This window comes from Streptomyces sp. NPDC002793, assembly GCF_040295485.1.
Classification (GTDB): Bacteria; Actinomycetota; Actinomycetes; order Streptomycetales; family Streptomycetaceae; genus Streptomyces.
Genome location: NZ_JBEOVL010000002.1, coordinates 111,130 through 136,428 on the forward strand (window position 1 = coordinate 111,130; position 25,299 = coordinate 136,428).

The window sequence follows — 25,299 nt, forward strand, 5'->3', positions numbered from 1 at the left end:
CCTCCGTCAGAGCCGTGTGGCCGGGGACATCGTTTCGGGCAGGGCGGAGAAGTGAGCGATGGTCCGCTTGATGCCCTCCTCCCAGCTCACCTTCGGCTCCCAGCCGAGCATTTCGCGGGCCAGCGCGGTGTCGGGCCTGCGCCGCTCAGGGTCGTCCTGGGGGCGCTCGATGAAGGTGAGCGCAGAGGAGGAACCGGTCAGCGCGATGACACGACGGGCGATGTCCAGGACCGTCACCTCGTCGCCGCCGCCGATGTTCACGGGGCGGACCGCCTGACTCGCGGCGACGAGCAGAACTCCCTCGACCGTGTCGTCCACGTAGCACAGCGAACGGGTCTGACTGCCGTCGCCGGCCACCGTCACCGGTTCCCCGGCGAGCGCCTGGCAGACGAACGTCGGTACGGCGCGGCCGTCGTGCGCGCGCATCCGGGGCCCGTAGGTGTTGAACATCCGCACGATGCCTGCGTTCATCTTCTTCGTGCCGACGTGGGCGGTGACGAGTGCCTCGGCAAATCGCTTCGACTCGTCGTAGACACTGCGCGGACCCACCGGGTTGACGTTGCCCCAGTAGTCCTCGCGTTGGGGATGCACGAGCGGGTCGCCGTAGACCTCCGAAGTGGAGGCGAGCAGGAAGCGCGCGCCGTCGCGAAGAGCCACGGCCAGTACGTTCCGGGTGCCAAGGCTGCCGACGTCCATGGTTTCCAGCGGATGCCTCAGGTAATCCGCAGGCGAAGCCGGACACGCGAAGTGCAGGACGAGGTCGTACGGGCCGGCGAGTTCCTCACTCGTCGAAGCGACAGAGACGTCGCACCGCATGAACCGGAAGCCGGTGCGACCGATGAGGTGGGCGACGTTGTCCTCGGAGCCGGAGAGGAGGTTGTCCGCGCAGTCGACTGCGACTCCTGAATCCAGGAGCCGTTCGCACAAGTGGGAGCCGAGAAATCCGGCACCTCCGGTGACGAGGGCCCGGCGCCAGGGGGCGGGTGACGTCAGCAATGCCATAGGACGGCCTTTCGTCCGGAGTGAAGGAGTAGGTCCCGTGCGACTCTGGGGCGGCACATGCTCCAGCAGTGCTGGACCATCGGTGGCCCTGGGCCGTGTGCGCCTGAAGAGCTTCGGGCGCGGACCCGACGAGCCTCGTGACCGTCGCTGTCACGACGGGCACGATCGGCTGGGTTCCCAAGCCGTCTCGTTTCACACATTGAATTCTGCTTGCCCTCAGCACACCCATTGTTAGCATCCGATCACGTTGGGCGCTCGCCGGGTCGCAGCGGTGCCGCCCGAGATGGCCGCGCCCAGCGGAAAGCCGCCGGGCAGCCCTTACGGCTGTGCCCGGCGGCGCTGGGGCGGACCCCCGTGGAACGTAGTGGTTCAGTCGGAGGAAAGGGCGCTGAGCAGGTCTCCCACCTGGGGATCGTTCAGCGAGCGGGCGACATCGGCGGTGGCGACCATCCCGACGAGCGTGTGGCCGTCGATCACCGGCAGACGGCGGACCTTGTGCGCGGTCATCGTGCGGAGGATCTCCTCCGCCTCGTCATCGGCGCCGATGGTCACCGCCTCGCCCTGAGCCAGCTCGCCGGCCGTACAGGCGGCCGGGTCCTTGCCCGCGCCAAGGACCTTGGTCACGATGTCCCGGTCGGTGAGCATGCCCTTGAGCTTCTCGTCCGTGCCGCAGATCGGCAGGGCGCCCACTTCGAGGTGCGTCATCTCCTTGGCTGCGTCCAGAACGGACTCCTTCTCCCCGATGCAGTCGGTGCCGCTTGTCATGATCTCGCGTGCGGTTGTCATGGCCTTGTACCTCCAGCGGACGAAGGGCTGTTTGGGCGCCGAGTTCCCCATGCGAGGAGTACCTAACGTCGAAAACGCCTGTCCGCCCCAGGTTCGACGATGTGCGGCACGTGATATTCCCGCCGATCGGGTTACTCACCAGGGATGACCCACGAAAATCAGGACCCCGATCCCCGCACTGCTCCCGGCCTTGACCCCCGGGGAGGCGTCCCTACCGGGTCGACCCCGCCTGCCGAAGGCAGCATGTCGGAAACAGGACCACGGCATGATCCGCCCAGAGGACGGGCCAAGGGGCCTTTGATCGCCATCCCGGCGGTCGTTGCTCTGGTCGCTGCCTTCTTCCTCGTATACGCGCTGCTCATCTGAACGCACGGGGGATCGGCGTGGCACTGTCATGTCCGGCACCGACCCGCCACCGGAAGAGGGGTGAGCACCGGCGGACCGGGCGAACTGGAGGAAGACAGCCGGTGGCGATGAGGGCCGCGCGAAGCGGCCGGGGGCCCGCCTGACAGCAAGGCCGGGCGGTGCGCGCGATCTCGTGACGTGAGTCACCGGCGAACCCCCGGACCCGAACCGTGCCAACTGGTGTGAGAAATGACACCGGGTGCACAACGTCCCTACGGCCATGCCGACTTGAGGAGTGGCCGACTGGTGGGCCTTCGCGTCAGCTTCCGACCACGGCCAAGCATTTGTGAAGATGAAAGGGCGCCGGCCCTGCCTGACGGGCTTCACACGTGTTCGTCCACCGGCGCCCGAGGGACACCGGCCGGCTGTACGTGCGGCCCGGGCAGAGTCTCCCGTCCTTTGTCCCCTCCTGAAGAGCCTCTGCCTTGTCCTTCTCCATGCCTTCTGCAAACCTCCCCTCCGAGGCGGCCGACTCAGCCGACGGAGTACCCCCGTTCCGCAGCGATCGCACCTCTTCCACATCCAAGCGCCGCCGGGCCGGCAGCAGGAGTCGCGGTACCTGGCGGTGTCTGCGGACCCCGAGCATGCGGTTGTGGTCCCTGGCCAATCTGGTGTCCAATGCCGGCACCTGGATGCAGCTCACCGTGCAGAACCTCCTGGTCCTCCAGATCACCGGCTCCGCGGCGGCGACCGGGCTGTCCCTTGCCGTACAGGCCGGTCCGGGGCTGCTGCTCGGGGTGGCGGGAGGAGCGGCGGTCGACCGCTGGCCTCGGAAGGTCACTGCGGCAGTGAGCCAGACCGTACTGGGTGCGGTGGCCTTCTCCACAGCCGCTCTCCTGGCCCTCGACATGCTGAACATGCCGCTTCTGTTGGCGTTGGCTGCAGTGACGGGCATGGTGAGCACCATCGACGGCCCCGCGACCGCGCTTCTCGGCAATGACCTGGTACCGGCCAAGGACCTGCCCTCGGCGATCGCTCTGGGATCGGTGGTGCACAGCGCCGGCCGACTCATCGGTACCGCGCTCGCTGCCGTTGCTGTCGGCGCGTTCGGCTCCACAGCCGCTTACGCGGCCAACGGCGTGTCCTTCCTTTTCGTCGCGGCCGTTATCCCCTTCTTGCGCCCGGCCCCGGACGCCGCCCGCGAGGTGGCCAGAAAGGTTGAAAGCCCAAAGAGGGTAGGCCGGAAAGAGCTCGCCAGAGTCCCGGGGGCTGGAAGCAGGGACGGAATCACCTATTTTCTGGGGCGTCCCCGGCTCATGGCACTCGCCATGATCACAGGCCTGAGCTCGATCTTCGGGCGCAACTACCAGTTGACGCTCGCCGTCCTGGTGACCGGGCCGCTTCACGCGAGCGAGAGTGACTTCGGCACCATTTCGACCGTGCTCGCGGTCGGCGGCATCATCGGCGCGGTGATCGCCGGGCGGATGCGGAACCCCTCGGTGCGGCTGGTCGGCGCGCTGGCTGTCGCCGGTGCACTCCTTCAGGTCGCGGCCGGATTCGCCCCTGAGCTGATCGTGCTGGCGCTTCTGGTGATACCCATGGCCGTGGTGGAGTCCGTGTCGGACACCGCGGGCGCCACGGTACTGCAGACCGATCCGCTCCCGGAGATGCGAGGCCGGGTGCTCGGGGTCTGGCGGAGCGCGAGCACCGGATGGGGCCTGGCGGGGCCGCCTCTGTTGGGTCTCATGCTGGAGTACGCGGGAGCCCGCGGAGCCCTGGTCGCGGGCGGGCTGCTCATATCCGGCGGGATCGCGGTCGGCGCGCTCGGCCACCGCGCTCGCGGCAGACGCGGGGGCCGGGGGCCCCTCGCCGCCTCGACCGCTCCGGTGTCACTGCTGCGGGAAGTGGGCAGGGGTCCTGACCTGCTTGCCGGGCAGCCCTCTGCGGATGGGAGGACAATAGTGGTGACCTCGTAGAGGCAGGGTCGAGGCCACCGGTTACCCCGGGAGTCAACATGTCGAATCCGCAGCAGCCTGAACAGCGCAGAAGCGACAAGGGCGGTTCCACGCCGCAGGACAGTGCCGAGACGAAGGCACGACAACCAGATCGTGTGTCCGGCGGTAAGCGGCCGCACGGAACGGACAAGGGGCAGAAGGGCGGCGGCGAAGGCGGGGCCACTCCCCCGGATCAGCAGCCTGACCATCCTTGAGCCGACGGATCACCGTCGGCGGGGTCGCACCCGGCCGAGCCAACGCTCCAGGCGCTTCACCGTCTCTCGCCCATGAGGGCGTCGGCTCTCCAGTCCAGCGGAACACGCGTTCGGCCTTGCACGCGTAGAGTCGGCCGAGCGCTGCGGACGTTCCGATGGGCGACGCCGGTCAGATGTGTGCGGCGGCCTTCTCCCGCTGTCGCTCCCAAACTCGTTCGGTGAGTCCTGCTTCACAGCCGCGCTGACGTCACCGATTGTCGGACGAACCCAAGAACACGCCTCGCGTCGGTTGCCCCAGGGTGGGCCCGCCTGTTCGGAGGTGGGAGGCGAACCGGTCGGACAGTACGTCGTTGTCGCGAAAATGGTGGTACTCCGTGGTGACGCGCGCGACGTCTCCACTGTCGTGCCCGTGGCGGCAGCAGTGCCTTCCGCGCACCGCACGACGTCCGTGACTCATCCAAGGCATCATCACTGATGGAGGCCGGGCGACCACCACAAGCGCCCTGGACGCACTAAGAGCCCGGGTCCAGACGCCGTTGCAGCATGTTGAGGGTGCAGAACAACTGGATGAGGGCCGCGAGGGCGTCGACGCCCTCGTCCCGGGTACCGGTGGCCACACAGTGGGCGCAGGCGATGTCGTCCATCCGCTGCTGCACCTCTGTGTCGCCGTTCTGCGCCTGCAGGATGCGCAGGGTGCCGTACTGCTCGATCAGGTTCCGCAGCACCGCGGGGTGGGCCATCAGCACCGGAGACTGCCTCGGGGCATCATCGTTCACGAGTCTTTCGCGAGACCGCCTACTCCGGGCCCTCACTGCTGCTCCGCGCCTCCCGGTATGCGGAGCCCGGCCGGGCTCGGCACCTCCAAGAAGCGCAACACCGTCGAACGCGCGATCAACCGCCTGAAAAGCTTCCGCGCCGTCGCCACCCGCTACGAGAAACGCGCCTCCATCTACCTCGCCACCGGCACCCTCGCAGCCCTCGTCATCTGGCTCCGGAGGTGACCGGAGAAGCAGTGCCTAGGCCTCGCGCGCCCTGCCGTGCGTGTTGCAGGGCCGTCGGGGCACGCGCTGTGGAACGGTGATCCGTCTGGGACGAACTACACAAAGAGAAGGTATAACGCTCATGGGACATGGCGGGACTGTGATCGAGGAACGCACCACCGACCATCGAGAGGTCGAAGAGCTCTTCTGGAAGTTCGAGGTACAGCCGGTCGGCGGCCAGCAGCGCCGCAAGCTGGCCTGCACACCTCAGGTCCTGGACGCGTTGGGCGACAAGATCCGCACGGCCAAGAAGACGGCACCGACCCGCCCCCACCCCTCCGCGCCGGACACTCCGCCCGGCAACAGGCTGCTGGGCCCTGGAGCAGGGCTCGTGGACCGGGCACGCGACCTGCTCACCGGCCGCGGCAAGGGCTGACGTCACACCGGGCAGAAGCCGGAAGGGAATGGTGACTCGCATGGAGAGCAACAGCCGACGCCAGGGCAGGCGGGTGGTGGTCACCGGGGCCACCGGCAACGTGGGGACCAGCGTGGTCCGCGCCCTGGCACGGGACCCCGAGATCACCTCGGTCCTGGCACTGGCGCGCAGAAGGCCCGCACTGGAGATCCCGAAGGTGGAGTGGGACACCGTCGACCTGTCACGGGCCGAGAGCGAGGACCAGCTCACCGATTTCGTGCGCGGCGCCGATGCCGTGGTGCATCTGGCGTGGCGCTTCCAGCCCACCCACGACCCCGTGGTGACATGGCAGAGCAATGTCCTGGGCTCCCGGCGGGTCTTCGACGCCGTGGCACGCACCGCGGTACCGGCGCTCGTGCACGCCTCGTCCGTGGGTGCCTACTCCCCCGGCCCCAAGGACGAACCCGGTGTCGACGAGGACTGGCCCACGGACGGCTGGCCGGACGCGGCGTACTGCCGGGAGAAGGCCTACCTGGAACGGGTACTCGACACCTTCGAACTGCGACACCCACAGATCCGGGTGGTCCGGATGCGACCGGGCTTCCTCTTCAAGGAGACGGCCGCGCCCGAACAACGACGGATCTTCGCCGGCCGCCATGTCCCGGGCAACCTCCTCCGCCCCGACCTGCTGCCCTTCGTACCTGACCTCGACGGGCTGCGTTTCCAGGTGCTGCACACGGACGACGCCGCCGAGGCCTACCGGCTGGCCGTACTGCGCGACGTACGAGGTCCGTTCAACCTGACGGCGAGCCCGGTCATCGACGCCCACACCCTGGCCGGCCTGCTCGACGCACGGATCGTCCGGGTGCCCAGGACACTGGTACGGACGGTGCTCGCAGGTGCCTGGCGGGCGCGTGCGGTGCCGGCCTCCCCGCACCTGTTCGACGCTGTGCTGAGGCTGCCCGTACTCGACTCGGGCCGGGCCCGCGACCTGCTGGACTGGCAACCCGTCCACACGTCGGAAGACGCACTGAGAGCCTTCCTGCGAGGCGTACGCAAGGGCGCGGGTGAAGACACCGCGCCGCTGGCCGGCAGAAAGATCGGCTGACCGGTGAGGGCCACGCCGCCCATGCCGGCGGACGAGAGTGCAGCGGCTCGGAACCACTCCCACCGCCCGGGAGCAGTGCGACGAGTCGCTCCATATCTGTTCCACGACGAAGGAAGGCACACCCATGGTGAACAGTGAAGGACCGCAGGACCCGAACCGGCTCCACCCCCGCCCCGACTTCCCCCAGCAGGACCAGACACATCCCGGCTGGACCGGCCCCATGGACCCGCCACCGGATCACGGTGAACGTACCTACCGGGGGTCCGGACTGCTCGCCGACCGCAAGGCGGTGATCACCGGCGGCGATTCGGGCATCGGCCGCGCGGTCGCGCTGGCCTTCGCCCGGGAGGGCGCGGACGTGATGTTCACCCATCTCCCCGAGGAGGAAGAGGAGGCCCAGGAGACCGTCCGCCTGGTGGAGGACGCGGGCCGCAGGGCGGTGCCCACCCCCTGCGACATCCGGGACGAACAGCAGTGCCGCTCGCTCGTCGAACGGGCCGTGTCCGAGTTCGGACGCATCGACATCCTGGTCAACAACGCTGCGTATCAGATGTCCCAGCCCGAGGGCATCTCCGCCATCTCGACCGAGCAGTTCGACCGCGTCGTGCACACCAACCTGTACGGGATGTTCTGGCTGTGCCAGGCGTCTCTGCCGCACATCCCGGCAGGCGGCTCGATCATCAACACCACGTCGGTGCAAGCGTACAAGCCGAGCCCTCACCTGCTCGACTACGCGATGACCAAGGGGGCGATCGTCACCTTCACCCAAGGGCTGGCACAGATGTTGGCCCTTGAGGGCATCCGCGTCAACGCCGTTGCTCCGGGTCCCGTCTGGACACCTCTCATCCCGGCGACGCTGCCCGACACGGCCGAGTTCGGAAAGCAGAGCCCGCTGGGCCGCCCCGCGCAGCCGGCGGAGATGGCACCCGCCTACGTATTCCTCGCCTCCGCGAACGCCTCGTTCATCACCGGAGAAATCATGAACGCCACCGGCGGCACGCCTCTCCCCTAAGGCCCTGGTCCGCATTCCCGGACCCCGCCGGTCCGTGCGACGCCGCCCACCCTGCACAACGTCCCGTTCCGAAGGAGATCCACACATGCGCGCACTCGCCCTCGTCTGCACCCTGAGCGCCTCGCCCGCACGTTCCAGCAGCCATCATCTCGCCCAGCAGGTCATGTCCCAGTTCGCCCGCCATGAGGTAAAGGGCGAGATCGTTCGCATCGTCGATCACGACGTCCGCCCGGGGATCGGGACGGACATGGGCGACGGCGACGCCTGGCCCGCCATCCGGGAGAAGGTCCTGGCCGCCGACATCCTCCTGATCGCCACACCCATCTGGCTCGGCCACCCCTCCAGCGTCTGTCAGAAGGTGTTGGAGCGCCTGAACGCCGAGTCCTCCGAAACCGACGACCAAGGCCGTCCGCACACCTACGGCAAGGTCGCCGCAGTGGCCGTCGTCGGCAACGAGGACGGCGCACACAAGGTGAGCGCCGACGTCTTCCAGGGTCTGAACGACGTCGGCTTCTCACTGACGCCCGGAGCCGTCACGTACTGGGTCGGCGAAGCCATGCACGGCACCGATTACCAGGATCTGGACGAAACGCCTGACGCCGTCGACTCGACCACCAAGACACTCGCGGCGAACGCCGTCCACCTGGCCCGCCTGCTGGCCGACCGCCCCTACCCGCCGGCCTGACACATGCCGCGCATGGAACGGCACGCTCTGCTCCCTCCAGGCTCCGGGCACGGGAGCAGAAGGATGGCTCGCTGTACACGTCTCGTGGAACGACGGCCAGGCGTACTGCGCATGTGGCTCCCACCTGTGCCACGACTCGTACCGCAACCGCTATCGCGTTGCGGAACGGAGCTCCGACACGGCGGAGAACGTCGGCTTTCGCGTGGCGAGCTGACACCGATGGGCGGCCTCGAAGCAGAAGGGCCTCCAGCCTCGGTCCGTCGCGTCTCAGAGGTGGCGTTCCATGAACGCACGGATCTCGACGGTGGACCACGGCCCGGCGCCCAGCGCCACCGCCTCCCCCTCCTTCAGCAGGACACAGGACGGGGCCCCGGTGATCCCGTACCTCGCGGTCGCCTCCGGGCAGCGTGCGATGTCGGTCCTGACAGCGGTCAGGCGGCCCGCGTACTCCTCGGCGATGCCGCCCACGACGAGGTCCGTCGCCCGGCAGGGCTCGATCGCCTTGGGCCATGTCCCGATGAAGTACGCGAGGACCGGCACTCCGCTCATCCCGAGGACGAAGTCGAACTCCGCGTCCTCACGGGGCTGGTGGACCCGCTTCACCATGGAGGCTCCTGACCTCGTGTTCCGTATGCGACCCCCATCATCCACCGCGCGGCGCTGCCGGATCACACGGACACCCGGCACGGCGACGACAGCCGCACTGCCGCCCCGGGCCCCTGCAGGTGCCGCGAGCCGCTCACGCCACCGGACCGGGCGTCGCCCCCGTAGGTCAGAAGTGCCAGCCCTGAGTCACGCATCATGTAGCCCGTGTTCAGGCAGTCCACAAGGTTGCGTCCCAAGCGGCGATGCCGTTGTACGGGCCGCGCTCCCCTCGCAGCCACGGCCCCAGCCTCGGCCGCGTCATAGGGTCGGTAGCGCCCGACACCTCCCAGTCATCCGCCCACGCGATGACGTGCCCGCCCGCAGCCTTGACTGCGGCGAGCACGTCCTCGCGCTGACGCTCCGGGGAGGAGGTTGAAGCTGACATCTGAGAGAGACGGCGGACGCCGATGTAGCAGCGTCCGCAACCGTCATAGGCCCGTTCGATCACTCTCTCCGCCATACCACACATGCATGCCTCCGCCGTCTAGCCTTAACGGCGGTAGGTCTCCAGCAGCCGCAGCCAGACCTCACTGATGGTCGGGTAGGCCGGAACAGCGTGCCACAGCCGTTCGATCGGCACCTCGCCGGCCACAGCGATCGTCGCCGAGTGCAGCAGCTCTCCGATGCCCGGTCCGACGAAGGTGACGCCGAGTAGGATCTCGCGGTCCAGATCGACGACCATCCTGGCCCGGCCCTGGTAGCCCTTCGCGTACAGACCGGATCCGGCGACCGCGGCCAGGTCGTGGTCGACGGCGCGGACCCGGTGGCCCGCCGCTTCCGCCTCCGCGAGGGTGAGGCCGACCGAGGCCGCCTCCGGATCGGTGAACACGACCTGGGGAACGGCCGCGTGGTCGGCCGTGGCCGCGTGCGCGCCCCAGCGGTCCGTCTCCAGCAGGGGCGTCTCCTGCGCACGGGCCGCGATCGCGGCTCCCGCGATGCGGGCCTGGTACTTGCCCTGATGGGTCAGGAGCGCACGGTGGTTCACATCACCGACCGCGTACAGCCAGTCACTTCCCTCGACGCGACAGCTGTCGTCGACGGCGAGCCATGAGCCGGGCTCCAGCCCCACGGTGTCGAGACCGAGGTCGTCGGTGCGCGGGGCCCGGCCGGTGGCGAAGAGGATCTCGTCGGTCTCCAGCCGCTCCCCGTTGTCAAGTTCGACGGTGACCGGACCGTCCTGCCCAGCCCTGCGCACCTCTTGGGCCGACACTCCGGTGAGGATCCGCGCGCCGCTCCCGGTCAGGGCCTCCCTGATCAGTTCCCCCGCGAAGGGCTCCATCCTGGGGAGCAGACGCTCGCCACGGATCAGCATCGTCACCTCGGCGCCGAGCCCCTGCCAGACGGTGGCCATCTCCACCCCGACCACTCCCCCGCCCACGACCACGAGCCGGCCCGGTACCTCCTTGGCGCTGGTCGCCTCGCGGCTGGTCCACGGCTTGACGTCCGCGATACCGGGCAGGGCGGGGACGACGGCACGGCTCCCGGTGCAGACGGCGACGGCATGCCGCGCCGTGAGGTGCCGAACCGACCCGTCGGCCGCGGTCACGGACACCTGACGGTCCCCCGTCAGCCGGCCCGTTCCGCGGTGGACGTCCGCGCCGATGTCCTCCAGCCAGCGGACCTGGCCGTCGTCCTTCCAGTGGGAGGTCTGCCCGTCCCGGTGGGCGAACACCGCGTCGGCGTCGAGCGGCCCCTGGACCGCGCCGCTCAGCCCGGGCACCCGGCGCGCGTCGGCACGTGCGACAACCGGGCGCAACAGCGCCTTGCTGGGCATGCACGCCCAGTACGAACACTCGCCGCCGACGAGTTCGGACTCGATCACCGCGGTGCTCAGTCCGGCGGCTCTGGCGCGGTCCGCCACGTTCTCCCCCACGGGGCCCGCCCCGATGACGACGACGTCGTACTCACTGCTCCGCGCACCCTCAGCTTCAGTCATGGAAACAGTGTCCTCGTGGGTGTGCGGAACGGCCACATGGGCAGGCGGAATACCGCAAGTGACATCACCGTTGTGCCGGACACGTCCGAACGGTCCCAGGAGAGGTAGCAGAGTATGAGCACCGTAGAGCTCACCAAGGAAAACTTCGATCAGGTCGTGAGCGACAACGAATTCCTGCTGATCGACTTCTGGGCTTCCTGGTGCGGCCCGTGCCGGCAGTTCGCCCCGGTCTACGACTCGGCGTCCGAGCGTCACCCCGACCTGGTCTTCGCCAAGGTCGACACGGAGGCGCAGCAGGAGCTGGCGGCCGCCTTCGAGATCCGGTCCATTCCCACGCTGATGATCGTCCGCGACAACGTGGCGGTCTTCTCCCAGCCCGGTGCCCTTCCCGAGGCCGCGCTCGAGGATGTCATCGGCCAGGCGCGCAACCTGGACATGGACGAGGTACGCAAGTCCGTCGAGGAGCAGAAGCAGACCCAGCAGGAGCAGCAGTAGGACCTGCCGTGTGCGGCACCCATGACGAAGGCCCGGCCGTGTCGGCCGGGCCTTCGTCATGGGTGCGCCTGTCCGTGCGCCCCTGTCACCGGGCGGGGGTGTCCGGGGCGTCGTCCTCCCCCGCGTCCGCCGTCCTGCCGTTGTCCGTGTCCACGGGCCCCGAACCGCCGATGCGCTCGGCGATCCTGACCGTGAGGCCGTAGTCCAGCTCCGAGCCGTCCACCAGCAGGGCCTCCACGGTGTGCGAGGCCGGGTCGATGTCCGCCTCCATGCCGTCGCCCACGTAGCGTGGGTAGCCCGAGGTCCCGGTGTCGCCGGTGGCTGCCACGACCGCGGAGCGGATGGCCGTGCCCGGCCCGGGAGTGCCGGCGGCGGACTCCTCCGGCTCCGGGAACAGCAGGATCTCGTAGTTCTGCGGATGGCTCATGCCGACGACGCTAGACATCCGCCGCCCGCCCCGCATGTCGCGTCACCCGGTCGGCCCACGCGTCCTCGGCTGCCGTCCGTCGGACGGAGGTGATCATGTGGGCGAGGCCACGGCCCGTTTCACCGACCCGCTCCCCACACCGGCCCTCACACGTCCTACGGTGTTCCGATGACGTTCCAGCACAACCACAGCAGCGACAGCACGACGGACTTCCCCGGCCGCAGCGGTCCGGCCGCCACCTCGCAGGCCGAGCCCGGCGAGGTCGGGCCCGTCAGCACTTCGTACGCCCCTGACCGGGACGGTGACCCGGTCCCCGGCGAGATCGTGTGGACCTGGGTGCCGTTCGAGGAGAACGACGGGCGTGGCAAGGACCGGCCGGTTCTCGTCGTGGCGCGTGAGGAGAGGGGCACCCTGCTCGCCGTGCAGCTGTCCAGCAGGCATCACGACGGGGACCACGAGTGGGTCGCTCTGGGGGCGGGTCCGTGGGACAGCTCCGGACGGCCGTCCTGGGCGGATCTCGACCGGGTGCTGCGGGTGCACGAGGACGGGATGCGGCGCGAGGCCTGTGCACTGGACCGGGACAGGTTCGACCGGGTAGTGGAGCGGCTGCGCGAGCGCTACGGCTGGAACTGATCCTGGAAGGCGCGGGTGAAGGCCGCGCGGACGGCGGAGTCGGGGTCACGGTCCGGGACGCCGAAGACGATCTGCTCGAAGTGACCCGCGAACCGGCCGCCTCCGGTCAGCAGGCCGCGGAACGCGCCGGCCACGTCGGCCGGATCGTTCATGAAGACGCCGCAGCCCCATGCCCCCAGCACCAGCCGTCGGTAGCCGCGGACTGCGGCCACCTCGAGCACCCGTTCGGCGCGGCTCGCCAGCGCGGCGGGAATGCGAGGGACCTGCTCCGGGTCGCGGCTGCGGATGACTCCGGCATTGGGTGCGGGTGACGTGAGGAAACCGGCGGCGTACGGGGCTTCCAGCAGCCTTCCCCGGTCGTCACGGAAGACCGGCACGCCGGGTGAGTGGATGACCCGGTCGGTGTAGAAGGCGCTGCGTTCGGCACGGTGGTGCGCGTAGAACCCGTGCGCGCGCAACAGCGTGGCGTGGAGCGCGGACGCACGGCACAGGGACTCCTCCTGGGCCTGCGCGCCGTTCAGATAGCCGCCGCCGGGGTTGCGGGCGGAGGCGTAGTTCAGCACGGCCACCTTGCCCGCCGATTCGCCCGTCATCCGGCGTGCCGCCCGCAGGCTCGTCTCGTCCGTCACCTCGGTGACCGGACTGCGGTCGGTGTCCAGGACGGCCACGGGTACGGCCTCGGGGCCGTACAGCCGGGTACCGGAGAGCGCGGTGGCCAGGGCGCGCTCGATGGTCACCTCTCGCCCCTCCGGCGTGCGGTACCGCCCGGCCAGGACGATGGACTCGGTCTCCCGCGCGATGCCGCGCAGCCGTGCGCTCATGAGCGCTCCCCCGTGTGGTGCATACGGGGCATGCTGGACGGCCCGGCGGCACGGGCGCAACCGCTTTTCCGTCACGTAGGGGCACCCTTGCGCGAACTCCCGGTAAGCGTTTTGGTGGGAAGCACGTATCCGAAGAGGAGGCCCAGCATGCCCCCGGACACTCTCGGCCAACACGGCCCGCCCCTAGACGTGACGCCCCTCGGCGAGGGCGAGGCGGAGGATCTGCTGCGCGGCATATGTTTCAAGACGGGACCGCCCCGGACGGTCGGTGTGGAGTTGGAATGGCTCGTGCACGACCGTGACCAGCCCGAGGTGGTCGTCCCGCCCGAACGTCTGCGCGCCGCGGCCGACGCCGTGCGGGCGACGGCGTTGGACGCCTCCCTGACGTTCGAACCGGGCGGTCAGCTGGAGCTGAGCTCCCGGCCGGCAGGTTCCCTGATGGCGTGCGTCGACACCACTGCCGCCGACCTGGTCTCCGTACGCGACACCCTCGGCCGGGCCGGACTGGCCCTGGCCGGCATCGGTGTGGACCCGTGGCATCCGCCCCGTCGCCTGCTCCGGGAGCCGCGCTACGACGCCATGGAAGCCGCGCTCGACCGGACGGGACCCGCCGGACGCGCCATGATGTGCACCTCCGCCTCCGTCCAGGTCTGTCTGGACGCCGGTGAGGAGGAGCCGGGCCCACTGGGGTACGGGCGACGCTGGCAGCTCGGGCATCTGCTCGGCGCGGTGCTGGTGGCGGTGTTCGCCAACTCGCCGTACCGGCATGGGCGGCGCACCGGCTGGCGGTCGTCGCGGCAGGCGCTGTGGGCCGATCTCGATCCGGCCAGGTCGCTGGCGCCGGAGGGCCGCCTCGCGCCCCGGGACGCCTGGGCCTCCCATGTGCTCGCCACGTCGGTGATGTGCGTGCGGAGCGAGGACGGCCCCTGGGCCGTACCGGAAGGTCTGACGTTCCGTGACTGGATCCGTGGCGGGGGTCCGAGGCCGCCGGTGCGGGCCGACCTCGACTACCACCTCACCACGCTGTTCCCCCCGGTCCGCCCGCGTGGGCACCTGGAACTGCGCATGATCGACGCCCAGTCGGGCACCGACGGCTGGCTGGTGCCACTGGCCGTCACCACCGCCATGTTCGACGATCCGGAGGCGGCAGAGACCGTGTACCGCACCGTGAAACCGCTGGCCGAGACCGCGGGCCTGGCCTCCGCCCCCCGAAACCCTCTCTGGACGGCCGCCGCCCGGGACGGGCTGAGCGATCCGGAGCTGGCGGCAGCGGCGGCGGTCTGTTTCAGGGCGGCGCTGGAGGCGCTCCCCCGGATGGGGGCGAGCGACCACGTCCTCGCGACGGTGGCGGCCTTCGAGGAGCGCTATGTGGCCAGAGGCCGATGTCCCGCCGACGATCTTCCCGACCCGGCACAGGCGCCGTACGGAAAGGGCTTGGCCCGATGACCGACACCCCCGCTCCTCACTCCGGCCCGGAACTCGACGCGGAGGCGCTGCGCGGGCGTGCCCTGGCCGCGCTCCTCGCCGCCCGCGAGCGCACCGCCCTGCTCACCGACAGCGTCGACGACCACGAGCTCACGGCGCAGCACTCCCCCCTGATGTCCCCCCTGGTCTGGGACCTGGCACACATCGGGAACCAGGAGGAGCTGTGGCTGCTGCGGGCCGTGGGCGGCCGTGAGGCCGTCCGCCCCGAGATCGACGGGCTGTACGACGCCTTCGAGCACCCCCGGGCGAGCCGGCCCTCGCTGCCGCTGCTCGCGCCCGCGGAGGCCCGGACGTACGCCGCCGACGTACGCGGCAGGGCTCTGGACGTCCTCGGTGACACCCCGTTGCACGGCGAGGGGCGGCCACTGGAGAGGGCGGGTTTCGCCTTCGGCATGGTCGCCCAGCACGAACAGCAGCACGACGAGACGATGCTGATCACCCACCAGCTGCGCTCGGGACCGGCGGTGCTCGGCGCGCCGGAGCCGCCGGGACCCGACGGTACGGTCGCACCGCCGCACGAAGTCCTCGTCCCCGGCGGGCCCTTCACCATGGGGACCTCCACCGAGCCCTGGGCGCTGGACAACGAGCGGCCCGCTCACCGGCGCGACGTGGCCGCGTTCCACATCGACACCTCTCCGGTCACGTGCGGTGCGTACCAGCACTTCATCGAGGACGGCGGCTATACCGAGGAACGCTGGTGGGCGCCCGAGGGCTGGGCGATGGTCCGCGAACACGGCCTGACCGCACCCCTGTTCTGGCACCGGGACGCCGGACAGTGGCTGCGGCAGCGCTTCGGGGTGACCGAACCCGTGCGGGCGGACGAACCGGTGCTCCACGTCAGCTGGTACGAGGCGGACGCCTACGCCCGCTGGGCGGGCCGGCGCCTGCCGACCGAGCCGGAATGGGAGAAGGCCGCCCGCCACGACCCCGTCTCGGGACGGTCGTCGCGCTATCCCTGGGGTGATGAGGACCCGACACCCGAGCGGGCCAATCTGGGCCAGCGGCATCTGCGGCCCGCCGCGGCGGGCGCGTACCCGGCCGGCCGGTCCCCGGCGGGCGCCGGTCAGCTGATCGGCGATGTGTGGGAGTGGACGTCGAGCGACTTCCTGCCCTATCCCGGCTTCGTGGCGTTCCCTTACCGCGAGTACTCGGAGGTGTTCTTCGGCCCCGGGCACAAGGTGCTGCGCGGGGGTTCGTTCGCCGTCGATCCGGTGGCGTGCCGCGGCACCTTCCGCAACTGGGACCTCCCGGTCCGGCGCCAGATCTTCTCCGGATTCCGTACGGCGAGGGACGCCTGATGTGCCGTCACATCGCATACGTGGGGCTGCCGGTGACACTGGGAGACGTGCTGGTCTCGCCCGCTCACGGGCTGGTCCGCCAGTCCTGGGAGCCCCGGCGCCAGCGGTACGGCACCGTCAACGCCGACGGGTTCGGCGTCGGCTGGTACGCGGACGGGGACCCGGTGCCCGGCCGCTACCGCCGCGGCGGGCCCGTCTGGGGCGACGAGACCTTCGCCGATCTGGCCCGTGTGGTACGCAGCACGGCCCTGCTCGCCGCGGTCCGCGACGCGACGTTCGCCGGGGCGGACGGGGAGGCCGCCGCCGCTCCCTTCTCCGACGGAAACCTGCTCTTCAGCCACAACGGGGCGGTCAGCGGCTGGCCCGCCTCCCTCGCACCGCTGGCCGGAGGCCTGCCGCCGGAGAAGCTGCTCGCCCTTGCGGCCCGGAGCGATTCGGCACTGCTCTGGGCTCTGGTGCTCCACCGGACCGCCCGGGGTGACGGAATAGCGCGGGCGGTCGCCGACACGGTCCTCGACGTCGGCGCCGCCGCCCCCGGTTCACGTCTCAACCTGTTGCTGACCGACGGCACCACCATCGTGGCCACCACGTGGGGGGACTCCCTCTGGTGTCTCCACGCACCGGGCCGCCGCACGGTGGTGGCCTCGGAGCCGTACGACGACGATCCGTACTGGCGCGAGGTCCCGGACCGCACCCTGCTGGTCGCGACGCGCACCGATGTCCTGCTGACCCCGCTCAAGGAGCCCACCGCGTGAGTCCCTTCCAGCTGACCCGCACCCTGCCCGCGGACGCGACGGACGCGGCGCTGCGCGCCGATGTGCTGAGCGGTCTGACGCGGCACCCGAAGACGCTGCCGCCCAAATGGTTCTACGACGCGCGCGGAAGTGACCTCTTCGAGGAGATCACCCGGCTGGCGGAGTACTATCCGACACGTGCCGAGCGGGAGATCCTGGTCGCGCGTGCCGGGGACATCGCCGCGGCCTCCGGGGCTCGGACCCTGATCGAGCTGGGGTCGGGCTCCTCCGAGAAGACCCGGCACCTGCTGGACGCGCTGCCCGCGCTGCACACCTATGTGCCGGTCGATGTCAGCGAGAGCGCTCTCGCCGGTGCGGCCGAAGCGCTGCTGGCCGAACGTCCGGGGCTCTCCGTGCACGCGCTCGTCGCCGATTTCACCCGTGCGCTGGAACTGCCCGAGAGCCCCGGGCCACGGCTGGTGGCGTTCCTCGGCGGAACGCTGGGCAATCTGCTCCCGGAGGAGCGCGCGGAGTTCCTGCGGTCCGTGCGGGCCCGGCTCGCGCCCGGCGACGGGCTGCTGCTCGGTACGGACCTGGTCAAGGACGAGGCCACCCTGGTGGCCGCGTACGACGACGCGGCCGGGGTGACGGCCGCCTTCAACAAGAACGTGCTGTCGGTGGTGAACCGCGAGCTGGGGGCGGATTTCCCGCTCGACGGTTTCCGTCATGTGGCTCTCTGGGATCCGGGCCACGAGTGGATCGAGATGCGGTTGCGCGCCCGACGGGCGCTGACGGTCAAGATCCGCGAGCTGGACCTCGTCGTGCAGTTCGAGGAGGGCGAGGAACTGCGCACCGAGATCTCCGCGAAGTTCCGTGAGGACAGGGTGCGCGACGAGTTGGCCGCGGCCGGCCTCCGGCTGGATCAGTGGTGGACGGATGCTGCGGGCAGGTTCGCCCTGTCACTGGCGACGGCGGACTGAGCCGCGCGGGCCAGTGCCCGCCGGTCGGGTTCACCTCCCACGAGGACCGGCGGCAGGATCCGGATCTCGGCGGTGAGCCCGGCGGCGGTCACCACCCGCCACAGTGAGGCGGCGAGCGGGTCGTCCCCGACGAACGCGGCGGCTCCCGCCGTGTCCGTGTGCGTCGTCCGGTAGCTGATGCGGACCGGACGGACGGTGGCTCCGGCGTCGATCGCCGCCTGGAAGGCGGCGGGCCGGTACGTGCCGCCGCCGCTCCGGCCGCACCAGGTGCTGCCCTGGGGGAAAACCGCGACCCGCGATCCGGAGGCAAGCGCTCCGGCGAGGGTCCGGACCGCCTGCGGCAGGGCCCGCAGCCGGTCCCGCTCGATGAACAGCGTGCCGCCGAGCGCGGCGAGCGGCCCGAGCAGCGGCCAGTTCCGTATCTCGCTCTTGGCGACCATCCGGGCGGGGAGCACAGCGGCCACGAGCGGGATGTCCAGCCACGAGACGTGATGGGCGACCACGAGCTCACCCGCCGGCGGCCGGATCCGTTCGACGGGGCACCCCGTGATCTGTACGCGTACGCCGAAGGCCCGCACCACCCCGTACGCCCAACGGCGGATCAGCCGGTCGCGGTGCGAGGGCGCCAGGAGCAGTACCACGGGCACGCACAGCGCCCCGAGGAAGGTGAGGGCGCACCCGGCGAGCAGCAGGGCCGCGGCGGGCAGGGGCGCCCGGGTGGCGCCCTCGTGGTGGGCGCAGTCGCGCGGGGTGCAGGGGGCGACGGGCAGCCAGGCACTCATCGCAGCGGAGCCAGCGAGAGGAAGTGACGCAGGTAGCGCGGGTCGGTGCGCCGCATCGAGAGCAGCACGTACAGGTCCGCGACGTCGAAGTCCGGGTCGTGGGCGGGGGCTCCGCAGACCCAGGCGCCGAGGCGCAGGTAGCCGCGCAGCAGCGGCGGCAGTCCGGCGCGGCCGCCCGCGCCGCCGCCGGGGTGTCCGGTGGTGTCCCAGAGGCGGTGGGGGGTGACCCAGTACTCCTCGGGCGCCAGGTTGTGGGTCCGTACGGTGTCCCAGCTGCGGGCGGCCAGTGCCCCTCCGTCGGCCAGTGGTACGGAGCAGCAGCCGGCCAGCCAGGTGTGGCCGGTGCGTTCCATGTAGCGGGCGAGTCCGGCCCAGATCAGGGCGATCACGGCACCGTCGCGGTGGGCGGGGTGGACGCAGGACCTGCCCACCTCCACGAGGTCGCCGCGTATCGGGCTGAGCCGCGTCAGGTCGAACTCGCCCTCTGCGTAGAGTCCGCCCGCGAGCCTGGCGCCCTCGGGGGGCAGCAGCCGGTAGGTGGCGACCACTTCTCCGGTGGCCACCTCGCGCACCAGCAGGTGGTCGCAGTACGCGTCGAAGGCGTCGCTGTCCAGGCCGGGTTCGGCGCTGTCGAGCCGGGCGCCGAGTTCTCCGGCGAAGACCAGGTGGCGCAGGCGCTGGGCGGCGCGTACGTCGTCCTGGCAGGTGGCCAGGGAGACGCGGTATCCCGAGGGAACGGCGGCGGGAGCGGCCGGACGCGGCGCGGGAACGCCGACGGGCGTGAGGGCGGGGGAAGCGGGCAGCACGGTCATGGCAGTCTCCGGGGACGGATCAGCGGGTGCGGCTGCCGGGCCGCCGCGGGAGTACGACGGCCCGGCCCCCTACTTCTTCCGTGACCGGCTGGATTCGACGTGACCGCCGCGAAGCGCGGGGATGTGCGACGGCTGAATCCCCGGGTCGCGCGGACCGCAGGTCCTCCGTGTACGGGTCAGCCGGTGATCAGTGTCGAGGTGATCCGGTCGGATGCCTTCCTCGCCTCTTCCGCTGGGTCTCCGCCTTCCAGCACCGCCGTCATGTACGTCTTGATCGGGTTGTCCGCCTCGACGGCCGGCCAGTAGTGCGAATTGGGGGTGGCGCGCCCCTCGGTGGCGCCTTCGGCCATCGCGGAGGTCCCTGGCTGGCCCTCGACGACCTTCGCGAGGGCGGGTTTGTTGGGTACGTAGCTCATGGCCCGGGCGAGCTCCGTCTGCCACCGCTCCCCCGCGAGCGCCTTGACGACCTCGATGCCTTCGCCCCGCTGGTCGGCACCTTCCGGCACGATCAGGTCGGACCCGCCGGTGAAGACCGCGCCCGGCTTCTTCGCGCTCTTCCCGGGAATGGGAAAGTAGCCGAGCTTGCCCTTGAGCGCGGGGTTCCGCTGTTCGATGAGCGCGGCGCTGCCGGGCACGGAGATGATCTGGGCGATCTCTCCCCCGGCGAACACGTCGGTCTCCGGGGGTGACTGCTCGTCGGCGTCCTTGGGGCCTTCGCCGAGGGCCTGGAGTGTCCGGTAGAAATCCATGCCCCGCAGAGCGGCGGGCGAGTCGAGGGCACCCTTCCAGTCGCCGCCGCCGTCCTCGGCCAGTTCGCCTCCTTCGTCCCAGACGAACCCGGCGAGCACGTACCAGTTCTGCCCGGCGAGATAGATGCCCTGCCGGCCGGAGGTGTTCAGCCGCTCCGTGACGTCCACCCACTCCTCACGGGTCGTCGGGAGTGCCGTGATGCCCGCCCGCGCGAAGATGTCCTTGTTGTAGATCACGACGCGATTGGCCGCGTACCAGGGAATTCCGTACTGTGCGCCGTTGACCTTGCCCGGCTCCGCGAGTCCCGGCAGCCAGTCCTCGCCGCCCAGGTCGCGTACCGACTCCAGGGTGAGATCGCGCAGCTCTCCGGTCTCCGCGTACTGGGCGACCTGGGTGTTGCCGACCTCGATGACGTCCGGGGCGTCGTCGCCTTCCAGCGCCTTCAGCACCTTGGGGCCGATGCCGCCCCACTCCTGTAGGACGAACTCCAGTTCGACAGAAGGGCGTTCCGCCTCGTACGACTCCTTGAAGCGGTCCAGGAAACCCTGGGAGGCACTGCCCTTCATCAGCCAGACCGTCACCGTCCTGCCGTCGGCGCCCGTACCGGAGAGTTGGCCGCAGCCGCACAGCACGAAGGAGGATGCGAGCGCGACGGCTCCGGCCAGTATGCGGATCTTCACGGGGTCACCTTCTGCGAAACGGCACGACGGCATAGCAGGACCCGGGTGGGGGGCTGCGGGCGGCGCTCGCACGGGCGTATGGACCGGAGTTTGGTATGGACCAATGGACGGGTCAAGTCCCGCCCCGCACGTCGCGCGCGGGACGGACACCTCGCGCTCCGCCACGGAGTGAGGCACCGTGGAACCACGAAAGGAGACATTAGATGTCTAATCACACCTATCGGGTCACCGAGATCGTAGGAACCTCCGAGGAGGGCCTTGACGCGGCGATCCGGAACGGCGTCGCAAGAGCCTCCGAAACGTTGCACAATCTCGACTGGTTCGAGATGACGCAGGTCCGAGGCCATATCGAGGACGGTCGCATCGCCCACTACCAGGTGGGACTCAAAGTCGGATTCCGGCTCGACGAGAACACCTGACCTGCCACGCAGCCCAGGACGGCGGCCGCGCCCGGTCCTCTCAGGTACGCCCCTCGCGCTCCTGAGCGTCCTTCAGCGACGGCGGGGCGACGGCCCACCGGGCGCGGACGACCGTGAAACCGGCCCGTTCGGCCGCATCACACACCAGCTCGTCGTCGTCGACGAGCACACGCACCACGCGGCCCCGGCCCAGCCGCCGCAGGACCTCCAGCTTCGTGTGGCGGGCCGGCCGCCGGTCGTTGTCGCGCCGCATGTGGACGCTGCCGTCCGGCAGCCCATGACGTTCCAGCCAGGCGAGGGTGTCCCTGCGGCACCTCTCGGGCCGACCGGTCAGATACACGATCTCGCACTCCTCGGCGCTCACCAGCACCAGGTCCACCCCCGCCTCCAGCGGTGGATCGTGGGGTGCCGCCGAGAAGAACCCTTCCCAGTCGCGCCGCGAGCCCTCCAGGAAGTGCTGCCGGTGGCCGCTGTCGGCGAGCGTCCCGTCGAGGTCGAATACGGCCAGCGGCCGGGTGTCGTCTCTCACGGCGCCCACCCTAGGTCCGCACCGGGAGTCGGAGGAAGGCCGGCCGGCCGACGACAGGAGCTCCCGGTGGCGGCCCCGATCCTCAGCGCCCGAGTGCCTTGCGCAGCTGCTCCTTGTTCATCGAGGAGCAGCCCTCGACGTTGCGCTTCCTGGCCTCCTCGTACAGCTGGTCCCTGGTCGGCCCCTGCGCTCCGCTGTGGGAGCGCTGCCCGCCCCGCTCGGAGGACGACTTGGGGTCCCGGAGGGATGTCCTGCTCGCCGACCTGGACTCCCCGGAACGGGCGCGCTCCTTGTTGACGGTGCGTGCCGCGATCTCCTCGGCACGCTTCGTGGAGGTCCCGCGCTTCTCGGCACCTTCCTTGATGTGCTCGTACTGACGTTCACGCTTGGGACTTGATCCTGCGGGCATGGCACCTCTCCTCACTGCCGGAACGACGGTGGCGCACCGCCGCACCCACTACCCCACACCCTCGTCCTCACACCTGCCGGGCGGGAGGTCCGAACGGGGCACCGGGCCGAGCCGTGCCCCGCGGGGCACGGATGTCCGAGATGCAGGCGGGCCCGGGCGCTGATTCGCTGGACGGTGTCCGCTCCCCCACAGATCCAGGAGTGATCATGAGTGTTTCAGGTGAGTCCGGCGGCCGCGCGCAGCAGCTGCGTGCCAAGGCACAGGAACTGAACGAGGCCGCGGAACGCGCCACCGATCCGGAGCAGCGGCAGCGGCTCCAGGACAAGGCCCGCCGTCTGCGCGAGCAGGGCGAGCAGGAAAGCTCCATGAAGGACCGCGGCATGGACCCGATGGTGTAGGGCCTCTCACCGCCGGTGGTCCTCACGCGTGCGGGAGGATCACCGGCGGAAGCATGTCCACACCCGCCGATCTCCCACGGAGCCGTACCGCCGATGTCCACCCCCCATGATCCTTACGTCCGGGTGCGCGGAGCCCGCGAGCACAACCTCCGCGACGTGGACGTCGACATCCCGCGCGACACCCTCACGGTGTTCACCGGGGTCTCGGGCTCGGGAAAGTCCTCCCTGGCCTTCGGGACGATCTACGCGGAGGCCCAACGCCGCTACTTCGAGTCCGTCGCGCCGTACGCCCGCCGGCTGATCCATCAGATCGGAGCACCCGATGTCGGTGAGATCACCGGCCTGCCTCCCGCCGTGTCCTTGGAACAGCGCCGGTCGGCGCCCGGGTCACGTTCCTCCGTGGGTACGGTCACCACGCTGTCCAACTCCCTGCGCATGCTCTTCTCGCGGGCCGGTGACTATCCGCCGGGGGCCGAGCGGCTCGACTCCGACGCCTTCTCACCGAACACGGCGGCCGGGGCGTGCCCCGGCTGTCATGGCCTCGGGCTGGTCCATCGAACCACCGAGGAACTCCTCGTACCGGATCCCTCGTTGTCGATCCGGGAAGGCGCGATCGCAGCCTGGCCGGGAGCGTGGCAGGGCAAGAATCTGCGCGATGTGCTGGACGCCCTCGGCTATGACATCGGGCGTCCGTGGCGGGAGCTGGGAGCGGCGGACCGTGAATGGATCCTGTTCACCGACGAGCAGCCGGTGGTGACGGTCCATCCGGTGCGTGACGCGGGCCGCATCCAACGCCCCTACCAGGGCACGTACATGAGCGCACGACGCCATGTGATGCACACGTTCGCGGATTCCAGGAGCCGGGCACTGCGGGAAAGGGCGGAGCGTTTCCTGACGAGCGCTCCGTGCCCGGTGTGCGGCGGCGGGCGGCTGCGTCCGGAGGCCATGGCGGTCACCTTCGCCGGCCGCACGATCGCCGACTTCTTCGCACTTCCCCTCACCGCCCTCAGGGAGGTGCTGCTGGAGGCCGGCGGCGGGAGCGACACGGCGCGGCTGCTGACGGCCGACCTGCTGGCGAGGATCGAGCCGGTCACCGAGCTGGGTCTGGGCTACCTCAGCCTCGACCGTACGGCCCCGACCCTGTCCTCGGGCGAGCTGCAACGGCTGAGGCTCGCCACGCAGTTGCGGTCGGGGCTGTTCGGCGTCGTCTACGTCCTGGACGAGCCGTCGGCCGGCCTCCATCCGGCCGACACGGAGTCACTGCTCGGCGTGCTCGGCAGGCTCAAGCAGGCGGGGAACTCGGTGTTCGTGGTGGAGCACCAGATGGACGTGGTGCGGCAGGCCGACTGGTTGGTGGACGTGGGACCGCTGGCCGGCGAGCACGGGGGCCGGGTCCTGCACAGCGGCCCTCCGGCGGGCCTCGCCGACGTCGCCGACTCCGCGACCAGGCGGTTCCTCTTCGACGAGGGCCCGGCTGAGACCCGGGAGCCGCGCACTCCGACCGGCTGGATCACCCTGCGCGGGGTTGAGCTGCACAATGTGCGCGGCGTCGACGCCGCCTTCCCGCTCGGTGCGCTGACAGCGGTCACCGGTGTGTCGGGGTCGGGCAAGTCGACCCTCGTGGGCCAGGTCCTGGCGGGTGTGCTCGCCGACCGGCGGTCGACGCGGACGGCGGAGGACCCTGCCGTGCCGGTGGCGCGCGGCTGCGCGTCGGTGGAGGGACTGGAGGCGGTGGGCCGGCTCGTGCAGGTCGACCAGAAGCCCATCGGCCGTACACCCCGGTCCAACCTGGCCACGTACACGGGACTGTTCGACGTCGTCAGGAAGCTGTTCGCGGAGACGGAGACGGCACGGGCCCGGAAGTACCGGGCGGGCCGCTTCTCGTTCAATGTGGCGGGCGGGCGGTGCGAGACGTGTCAGGGCGAGGGCTTCGTCTCGGTCGAGCTGCTCTTCCTGCCCAGTACGTACGCCCCCTGCCCGGACTGTCACGGCGCCCGCTACAACCCGAGGACGCTGGAGGTGACCCTGCGCGGGCTCACGATCGCCGAGGTGCTGGACCTGACGGTGGAGGCGGCGACCGGGTTCCTCGCCGGGACCCCCGCGGCCGAGCGCAGTCTGCGGGCCCTGTCGGACGTGGGGCTCGGCTATCTGCGCCTGGGCCAGCCTGCGACCGAGCTGTCGGGCGGTGAGGCACAGCGCATCAAGCTGGCGACCGAGCTGCAGCGTGCCCGTCGGGGGCACACGCTCTATCTGCTGGACGAGCCGACGACGGGGCTGCATCCGGCCGATGTGGAGGTGCTGATGCGGCAGTTGCACGGCCTGGTGGACGCGGGCAACACGGTGGTGGTCGTGGAGCACGACATGGCGGTGGTGGCCGGTGCGGACCGGGTGATCGACCTGGGCCCCGGAGGCGGCGACCGGGGTGGCCGGATCGTCGCCACCGGCACACCGCGGGAGGTCGCCCGGGCGGCGGGGAGCCGCACGGCCGCGTACCTGGCCAAGGCACTGCGGACGGGCTGACTCC

The 25,299-nt window shown here is 70.5% G+C and carries 27 protein-coding genes and 2 pseudogenes; 17 read left to right on the plus strand and 12 right to left on the minus strand.

Going from position 1 to position 25,299, the window contains the following annotated elements:
- Positions 1-6: 6 nt before the first annotated feature.
- Together ABT001_RS02230 and ABT001_RS02235 are read right to left on the minus strand one after the other, a co-directional pair.
- The gene (locus tag ABT001_RS02230; protein WP_351271015.1) at positions 7-1,002 is read right to left on the minus strand and encodes an NAD-dependent epimerase/dehydratase family protein; all 996 of its coding nucleotides are present in this window, start codon (positions 1,000-1,002) and stop codon (positions 7-9) included.
- 369 nt (positions 1,003-1,371) lie between these two features.
- Positions 1,372-1,788 carry a CBS domain-containing protein gene (locus tag ABT001_RS02235; protein ID WP_351271018.1) on the minus strand — a complete coding sequence of 139 codons (417 nt, stop codon included), beginning with the start codon at positions 1,786-1,788 and terminating at the stop codon, positions 1,372-1,374.
- Positions 1,789-1,932: 144 nt separating this feature from the next.
- Here ABT001_RS02235 and ABT001_RS02240 point away from each other — a divergent pair, with 144 nt between their 5' ends.
- Entirely contained in the window at positions 1,933-2,154 is a 222-nt protein-coding gene (locus tag ABT001_RS02240) for a DUF6480 family protein (protein WP_351271021.1), read from the plus strand.
- Between the two features lie 623 nt (positions 2,155-2,777).
- Positions 2,778-4,109, plus strand: coding sequence for an MFS transporter (locus tag ABT001_RS02245; RefSeq protein WP_502967400.1), 1,332 nt, complete (start codon positions 2,778-2,780; stop codon positions 4,107-4,109).
- Positions 4,110-4,854: 745 nt separating this feature from the next.
- On the opposite strand, the gene ABT001_RS02250 is transcribed toward ABT001_RS02245, so the two are convergent.
- Positions 4,855-5,088, minus strand: coding sequence for a DUF5133 domain-containing protein (locus ABT001_RS02250; RefSeq protein WP_351271539.1), 234 nt, complete (start codon positions 5,086-5,088; stop codon positions 4,855-4,857).
- A 117-nt stretch (positions 5,089-5,205) separates the two neighbouring features.
- Here ABT001_RS02250 and ABT001_RS02255 point away from each other — a divergent pair.
- The 6 genes and pseudogenes from ABT001_RS02255 to ABT001_RS02280 all read left to right on the plus strand — a co-directional run.
- Positions 5,206-5,343, plus strand: a pseudogene (locus ABT001_RS02255) (IS5/IS1182 family transposase); the annotation flags it as partial.
- Between the two features lie 121 nt (positions 5,344-5,464).
- Positions 5,465-5,758 (plus strand): hypothetical protein, encoded by a 294-nt coding sequence (locus ABT001_RS02260; RefSeq protein WP_351271027.1) that lies wholly within the window; start codon positions 5,465-5,467, stop codon positions 5,756-5,758.
- A 40-nt stretch (positions 5,759-5,798) separates the two neighbouring features.
- A complete protein-coding gene (locus tag ABT001_RS02265) occupies positions 5,799-6,845 on the plus strand; it encodes an NAD-dependent epimerase/dehydratase family protein (protein ID WP_351271030.1) in 1,047 nt (348 codons plus the stop codon).
- A gap of 124 nt (positions 6,846-6,969) precedes the next feature.
- A complete protein-coding gene (locus ABT001_RS02270) occupies positions 6,970-7,857 on the plus strand; it encodes an SDR family oxidoreductase (protein ID WP_351271033.1) in 888 nt (295 codons plus the stop codon).
- A gap of 85 nt (positions 7,858-7,942) precedes the next feature.
- Entirely contained in the window at positions 7,943-8,542 is a 600-nt protein-coding gene (locus tag ABT001_RS02275; RefSeq protein WP_351271036.1) for a flavodoxin family protein, read from the plus strand.
- Between the two features lie 115 nt (positions 8,543-8,657).
- Positions 8,658-8,756 (plus strand): annotated as a pseudogene (locus ABT001_RS02280) (formylglycine-generating enzyme family protein); the annotation flags it as partial.
- Positions 8,757-8,809: 53 nt separating this feature from the next.
- Here ABT001_RS02280 and ABT001_RS02285 read toward each other — a convergent pair.
- Together ABT001_RS02285 and ABT001_RS02290 are read right to left on the minus strand one after the other, a co-directional pair.
- Complete coding sequence (locus ABT001_RS02285; RefSeq protein WP_351271039.1) at positions 8,810-9,148, minus strand: thioredoxin family protein; 339 nt, start codon at positions 9,146-9,148, stop codon at positions 8,810-8,812.
- A gap of 529 nt (positions 9,149-9,677) precedes the next feature.
- Positions 9,678-11,123, minus strand: a complete 1,446-nt coding sequence (locus ABT001_RS02290) for a dihydrolipoyl dehydrogenase family protein (RefSeq protein WP_351271042.1) — start codon at positions 11,121-11,123, stop codon at positions 9,678-9,680.
- 114 nt (positions 11,124-11,237) lie between these two features.
- Here ABT001_RS02290 and trxA point away from each other — a divergent pair, with 114 nt between their 5' ends.
- Positions 11,238-11,618, plus strand: a complete 381-nt coding sequence (gene trxA / locus ABT001_RS02295) for a thioredoxin (RefSeq protein WP_351271045.1) — start codon at positions 11,238-11,240, stop codon at positions 11,616-11,618.
- Between the two features lie 85 nt (positions 11,619-11,703).
- Here the strand turns inward: trxA and ABT001_RS02300 are convergent, their stop codons facing one another.
- Positions 11,704-12,045, minus strand: a complete 342-nt coding sequence (locus tag ABT001_RS02300) for a hypothetical protein (protein WP_351271047.1) — start codon at positions 12,043-12,045, stop codon at positions 11,704-11,706.
- A 168-nt stretch (positions 12,046-12,213) separates the two neighbouring features.
- Between ABT001_RS02300 and ABT001_RS02305 the strand changes: the two genes are divergently transcribed.
- Complete coding sequence (locus ABT001_RS02305) at positions 12,214-12,678, plus strand: type II toxin-antitoxin system PemK/MazF family toxin (protein ID WP_351271050.1); 465 nt, start codon at positions 12,214-12,216, stop codon at positions 12,676-12,678.
- Here the strand turns inward: ABT001_RS02305 and ABT001_RS02310 are convergent.
- A complete protein-coding gene (locus ABT001_RS02310; protein WP_351271053.1) occupies positions 12,663-13,499 on the minus strand; it encodes a TIGR02452 family protein in 837 nt (278 codons plus the stop codon). The two genes, ABT001_RS02305 and ABT001_RS02310, sit on opposite strands and share 16 nt — an antisense overlap.
- 147 nt (positions 13,500-13,646) lie before the next feature.
- Between ABT001_RS02310 and egtA the strand changes: the two genes are divergently transcribed.
- The 4 genes from egtA to egtD are packed head-to-tail and all read left to right on the plus strand — an operon-like array spanning position 13,647 to position 17,996.
- The gene (gene egtA / locus ABT001_RS02315; RefSeq protein WP_351271055.1) at positions 13,647-14,945 is read left to right on the plus strand and encodes an ergothioneine biosynthesis glutamate--cysteine ligase EgtA; all 1,299 of its coding nucleotides are present in this window, start codon (positions 13,647-13,649) and stop codon (positions 14,943-14,945) included.
- Positions 14,942-16,282 carry an ergothioneine biosynthesis protein EgtB gene (gene egtB, locus ABT001_RS02320; RefSeq protein WP_351271058.1) on the plus strand — a complete coding sequence of 447 codons (1,341 nt, stop codon included), beginning with the start codon at positions 14,942-14,944 and terminating at the stop codon, positions 16,280-16,282. Before egtA ends, egtB begins: the two co-directional genes overlap by 4 nt.
- The gene (egtC, locus tag ABT001_RS02325) at positions 16,282-17,037 is read left to right on the plus strand and encodes an ergothioneine biosynthesis protein EgtC (RefSeq protein WP_351271061.1); all 756 of its coding nucleotides are present in this window, start codon (positions 16,282-16,284) and stop codon (positions 17,035-17,037) included. The genes egtB and egtC overlap by 1 nt, the downstream gene beginning before the upstream one ends.
- Entirely contained in the window at positions 17,034-17,996 is a 963-nt protein-coding gene (gene egtD / locus ABT001_RS02330; protein ID WP_351271063.1) for an L-histidine N(alpha)-methyltransferase, read from the plus strand. Before egtC ends, egtD begins: the two co-directional genes overlap by 4 nt.
- Here egtD and ABT001_RS02335 read toward each other — a convergent pair.
- From ABT001_RS02335 to ABT001_RS02345, 3 genes are all read right to left on the minus strand, one after another.
- Entirely contained in the window at positions 17,939-18,778 is an 840-nt protein-coding gene (locus tag ABT001_RS02335; protein ID WP_351271065.1) for a lysophospholipid acyltransferase family protein, read from the minus strand. The genes egtD and ABT001_RS02335 overlap by 58 nt on opposite strands.
- Positions 18,775-19,590, minus strand: a complete 816-nt coding sequence (locus ABT001_RS02340) for a GNAT family N-acetyltransferase (protein WP_351271068.1) — start codon at positions 19,588-19,590, stop codon at positions 18,775-18,777. Before ABT001_RS02340 ends, ABT001_RS02335 begins: the two co-directional genes overlap by 4 nt.
- 176 nt (positions 19,591-19,766) lie before the next feature.
- Positions 19,767-21,020 carry an extracellular solute-binding protein gene (locus tag ABT001_RS02345; protein WP_351271071.1) on the minus strand — a complete coding sequence of 418 codons (1,254 nt, stop codon included), beginning with the start codon at positions 21,018-21,020 and terminating at the stop codon, positions 19,767-19,769.
- Positions 21,021-21,223: 203 nt separating this feature from the next.
- On the opposite strand from ABT001_RS02345, the gene ABT001_RS02350 reads away from it, so the two are divergent.
- A complete protein-coding gene (locus ABT001_RS02350; RefSeq protein ID WP_351271074.1) occupies positions 21,224-21,439 on the plus strand; it encodes a dodecin in 216 nt (71 codons plus the stop codon).
- 40 nt (positions 21,440-21,479) lie between these two features.
- Here the strand turns inward: ABT001_RS02350 and ABT001_RS02355 are convergent, their stop codons facing one another.
- Positions 21,480-21,968: a phosphatase domain-containing protein gene (locus tag ABT001_RS02355; RefSeq protein WP_351271077.1), complete on the minus strand. Its 489-nt coding sequence runs from the start codon at positions 21,966-21,968 to the stop codon at positions 21,480-21,482.
- 82 nt (positions 21,969-22,050) lie between these two features.
- A complete protein-coding gene (locus tag ABT001_RS02360) occupies positions 22,051-22,377 on the minus strand; it encodes a plasmid stabilization protein (protein ID WP_351271080.1) in 327 nt (108 codons plus the stop codon).
- A 206-nt stretch (positions 22,378-22,583) separates the two neighbouring features.
- On the opposite strand from ABT001_RS02360, the gene ABT001_RS02365 reads away from it, so the two are divergent.
- Together ABT001_RS02365 and ABT001_RS02370 are read left to right on the plus strand one after the other, a co-directional pair.
- On the plus strand, positions 22,584-22,775 hold the full coding sequence (locus tag ABT001_RS02365) for a DUF6381 family protein (RefSeq protein ID WP_351271083.1): 192 nt from the start codon (positions 22,584-22,586) through the stop codon (positions 22,773-22,775).
- A gap of 93 nt (positions 22,776-22,868) precedes the next feature.
- Positions 22,869-25,295, plus strand: a complete 2,427-nt coding sequence (locus tag ABT001_RS02370; protein WP_351271086.1) for an excinuclease ABC subunit UvrA — start codon at positions 22,869-22,871, stop codon at positions 25,293-25,295.
- Positions 25,296-25,299: the final 4 nt, after the last annotated feature.